4 protein-coding genes and 1 pseudogene are annotated in these 3,885 nt (G+C 65.1%); 4 read left to right on the top strand and 1 reads right to left on the bottom strand.

Translation table 11 applies throughout. From position 1 onward, the window contains the following. The first annotated feature begins 316 nt into the window (after positions 1-316). The 4 genes and pseudogenes from ACIRRA_RS45545 (at position 317) to ACIRRA_RS45530 (ending at position 3,117) form a co-directional block, all read left to right on the top strand. The gene (locus ACIRRA_RS45545; protein ID WP_402782250.1) at positions 317-991 is read left to right on the top strand and encodes a serine protease; all 675 of its coding nucleotides are present in this window, start codon (positions 317-319) and stop codon (positions 989-991) included. A 685-nt stretch (positions 992-1,676) separates the two neighbouring features. Continuing rightward, positions 1,677-1,784 (top strand): annotated as a pseudogene (locus tag ACIRRA_RS45540) (helix-turn-helix domain-containing protein); the annotation flags it as partial. Between the two features lie 87 nt (positions 1,785-1,871). Then, positions 1,872-2,069, top strand: a complete 198-nt coding sequence (locus ACIRRA_RS45535; RefSeq protein WP_402782247.1) for a helix-turn-helix domain-containing protein — start codon at positions 1,872-1,874, stop codon at positions 2,067-2,069. 31 nt (positions 2,070-2,100) lie between these two features. Then, positions 2,101-3,117, top strand: coding sequence for a site-specific integrase (locus tag ACIRRA_RS45530; protein ID WP_402782244.1), 1,017 nt, complete (start codon positions 2,101-2,103; stop codon positions 3,115-3,117). Positions 3,118-3,179: 62 nt separating this feature from the next. Here the strand turns inward: ACIRRA_RS45530 and ACIRRA_RS45525 are convergent, their stop codons facing one another. Further along, positions 3,180-3,716, bottom strand: coding sequence for a hypothetical protein (locus tag ACIRRA_RS45525; protein WP_402782241.1), 537 nt, complete (start codon positions 3,714-3,716; stop codon positions 3,180-3,182). Between the last annotated feature and the right edge of the window lie 169 nt (positions 3,717-3,885).

Raw genomic sequence — 3,885 nt, 5'->3', positions numbered from 1 at the left:
CGCTAGTCAGGTGGTCCCATCAGTGGCAAACAGGGTGGTCCCATGCCCCTGGCAAAAACCACTCCGAAGTGGTCCCTTCCCCGTGGCAGCCGACATCGTGTCGATTCAGGTGGGCAAGAAGACCAACGGCCGCAAACGCCCGGATAGCCGGTGCGCCGCGCCGAGGTGTTACCGCCGCGCGCCGCGAACCCTCAGGCCCCGCATCTGCAACGATCCAGCAAACATCGCCTCCGTACGGACGCGTCCGGAGGCGAAAACTGCCAGGATGTCGTACGACCAGGCTGATACCGTGCGGACTTGTGACGTCTGGAGGGACATGTTCACAAAACTCGCCAAGGTGGCTCGGACAGCCTGCGCCGGCGCCCTGGGCGCGACGTTGCTCGGGACAGGCGCGGGGATCGTGCAGGCCGATCCCGGTCCGCCGGTGATCGGGGGCGGTTCCGGAATCATCATCGACAACAAGGAAATCTGCACCGTCACCACCGTCGGCCATGATGCGGCCGGACGACTGGTCGGCCTGACCGCAGGGCATTGTGGCGAGCAGGGCTCCCAGGTGTGGGCCGAGCAGGACCGCGGCGCCGGCGTGATCGGGCATTTCGCCTACTCCAACCCCGACGCGGCCCTGGACTATGCGGTCATCCAGTTCGATGAGGGCAGCATCATTCCGGTCAACCGGATCGGCAACACGACGATCACCGAGATCGGCGCGCCCGCGACGTTCCCGATGACCAGCTGTAAGCAAGGCCGGACAACCGGCAACACCTGCGGAATCACCTGGGGCGACTTCCAGACCGACAATACCTTCACCCAGATATGCGTGGCTGAGGGCGACTCCGGTGGGCCCGTGGTGGTTGGCACGACGCTGGTCGCCATGGTGCGCGCCTACCTGGTCGCGGCCTGCGTCGGTCCCGAACTCGGCCCCACCATGTCGGCGATCGTCAACGACATGAATGCGCGCGCCGGGGTCGGCGCAGGGTACTACCCGATCTGACACCCAGGCGTTCCCACCTGAAAGTGGTTGTGTGGAGCGGTGATTCGAGTGCGAAAAACTCAAATCACCGGCCCGATCCGTGTTCGGGGGCGTTCGGCTGCACGGCCGGGCTGGTCACGGCGCAATGCGGCAGGCCGGTCCCGGCCGGAGACCGGATCGACGTTCGCAGCAACCCGTCTGGGTATGGTGGGGGCGACGGCTCGAAGGGCGCTCGCCCGTGGCCTCGACTCTCGGGGTGCGCGCTCGGAGTTCGGCGTCCACAACGATGACCGTCACCGGCTCCGACAACGGTGACTCGCTCATCGGGCGGCACTCGCGGCCCCGATACACGACACGATCGCCCGAATGGGCACGACAACCTCTCTCGGAGAACAGATTCCGGCCGCCTCACCGCGACCGTCGATTGCGCATAGCGCAGCGTGCGGCCCGGCGAGTCCGGATCGACCGCCACCGGCGCCAGGCACGGCCACTGCTACGGCTATGCCCACCCTCATCGGCGCCCAGCAATTCTGCGCTCTACACAGCGACATCTCCACCGCCGCCACACACGGCCGCCTACTCCTCGACACCCTCGTCGAGTTCGACCGGGGGACAACCCTTCCGCGAAGAGCAGGCCGTCGATCTCGCCGTAGTCGTGGATCGGGATGATGTGGGGCTCGTGTAGACGTGCGGCAGCGACGATCCGATCACACGCGACGAGCGCATCCTGGCGCTGCATGCCGCGGGTCGTTCCACACGCGAGATCGCAGACGAAATCGGTGTCCATCACTCCACTGTCGCGCGAGTCGTCGCACGCTACGGCGGCAGCGACACCACCCGCGACACCCTGTCGGGGTTGCGGCTGATCCAGACCCGCGCGAACCGTGTGGAAACCGCGCCCATGACCGGTATTGAATGGTCTCCGGAGGAGATTCTCGAATCCGGTTGGTACACAACCGGGGAGGTCGCTTCGTTGCTGAAGATCGACCCGTCCAGCCTGCGGCGGTGGCGAACCGCTCGGCCACCGCAGGGCCCGCCGTTCGTCCAGATCTCCGGCCGTGTAACCCGATACCGTGGCGCGGACGTGATCGCCTTCTGATGCGCAAGCGCATCGACCCGGCGGTAGCGTGATGGCTGATCAGGTGAATCTGATGCCACTCGGGGTGCAGATCCGCGGCAGTCTCGAAGAACGGAAGCGCGCCAAGCCTTTTCTGGCACGGGTTCGGTGGACGGATCCGGCGACTGGCAAACGGGATAGCAAGTCCCAAGCCTTCGAGGATCGCGCCGAGGCGGAGGATTGGATCGAGCGGATTCAGCAGGCCGCAGCTCGTGGCGTCGACCCGAAGACGGCCACCGCAACTTTAAAGGACTACGGAGACGCGAACTGGGACATCGCGATGCGCGGCGTCGAGGCCAAAACCCTGGACCCGTACCGGGCGGGATGGCGGCGACGGATCATTCCCACTCTGGGGCACCTGCCGATCACCATGATCACGGCCGGCGTCGCTGATCGAGCGGTCGGCATATGGATCGCCGAGGGGCACAGCAAGTCCACGGTCAAGAACACCGTGGCGGTCCTCGGGCGGGTCATGGATCAGGCTGTACGTGACGAGGTGATCGAGCGCAATCGGGTGGAGGTCTCTGGGGGACAGTACGCACGGCACGAGGATGAGTTGAACAATCCTCGCGCTCCAGCGCTGCTGGACTGGCAGACGCTCGCCGAGTTGGCCGACGCTCTGGTAGTAGCCTCTGCGGATCAGTTCCAGGGCTGGGGCGACGTAGTCACGTTCGCTGCTTGTACCGCAGCCAGCATCGGGGAGGTAGCCGGTTGCCAGGTCGGGGACATCGGCACCGAGACTTGGCTGTGGAACTTGCGTCGCCAAACTACGCCAGGCCCAGGAGGTTTGAAGGACAAAGGGACGAAAGGCAAACGTGCCCGGACGGTTCCGATCATCGAGGAACTTCGCCCGCTTGTGACGAAGAGAATCACCATGGCGCCCGCCCGGGTGGAATCGGATCCCGAATTCGCACAATTGGACGCGGACGCCCGCCGCCATGTGCACCGGGATGCCCGGTTGTTCGTCGGGTCCCGCAATGGTCGGATTCAGATGGGCGAGCAACTCGGTGCCAGCATCACCCGCGGCTGAAACGCACTCAATTGCCGCTGGTCGGGCGGCGTGCACGGCGAGATCGAGTGCGGCGCAGGACGTCACAGCGCGAGGATGAGCGCTCTCTCCTCGGGGGTCGCGCGGGCCAGATACCCACCGCTGAATCGCTCATCCATCGTGACCTCATTGCCGATCGGCGCCGGCAGAGGCAGTTCGAAAGATGGATCGGGCAGCTCGATCTCGGCCAGGAGCAGCCCAGCGAGGTCGTCGTGAAACTCGTCGACTACGAAGGTATGGTGGCCGACCTGCCAGACGCGGCGTGTCTTTCGCAGTGTCGCGGCCGGTAGCTGGCGGAGCGTTTTGTACTCGGCCTCGTCGAGGTAGATGTTGGTGATCGCGACAGTTGACGGGCCGTTTTCATCCGGGCGGACCTTTTGGCAGAACTTGTAGACGACCTGAGAGCCGACCTCGACGCGCCGTAATCGGAGTCTGGTACCGGCGATGTAGCGGTCCTCGATGAGCCGGGGGGCCGAGGTATCGGTTGGCATCTGCTGAAGCAGGAACCGTCTCTCGGTTTCAATCTTGGCGTATTTTCCCCGGCCAGGCTGGCGAAGCCAGTTCACCGCGTCATCGTTCACGCCGCGAGATTAGCGTCCTTTGCGCGGCACTCGCAGCCATCGGGTTGATCGTCACCGGGCGGTGAACACACTCAATTGCCGCATACCGCGCTGACCGAACCGGCCAGCGCGGGGCGCCGATGGCCGGAACCTGGTGTGGTGCAGACCATCCGCTACTGCTGATGAGCGT

It is taken from the genome of Nocardia sp. NPDC101769, from assembly GCF_044766925.1.
In the GTDB taxonomy this organism is placed as follows: domain Bacteria; phylum Actinomycetota; class Actinomycetes; order Mycobacteriales; family Mycobacteriaceae; genus Nocardia.
Note: the sequence above shows the minus strand (reverse complement) of the source record. Positions and strands in the feature narration are given on the sequence as shown.

Excerpts from the sequence above, each read along its gene's own strand:
- ACIRRA_RS45545 (WP_402782250.1), top strand. The coding sequence starts at position 317 with ATGTTCACAAAACTCGCCAAGGTGGCTCGGACAGCCTGCGCCGGCGCC.
- ACIRRA_RS45535 (WP_402782247.1), top strand. The coding sequence starts at position 1,872 with ATGACCGGTATTGAATGGTCTCCGGAGGAGATTCTCGAATCCGGTTGG.
- ACIRRA_RS45530 (WP_402782244.1), top strand. The coding sequence starts at position 2,101 with ATGGCTGATCAGGTGAATCTGATGCCACTCGGGGTGCAGATCCGCGGC.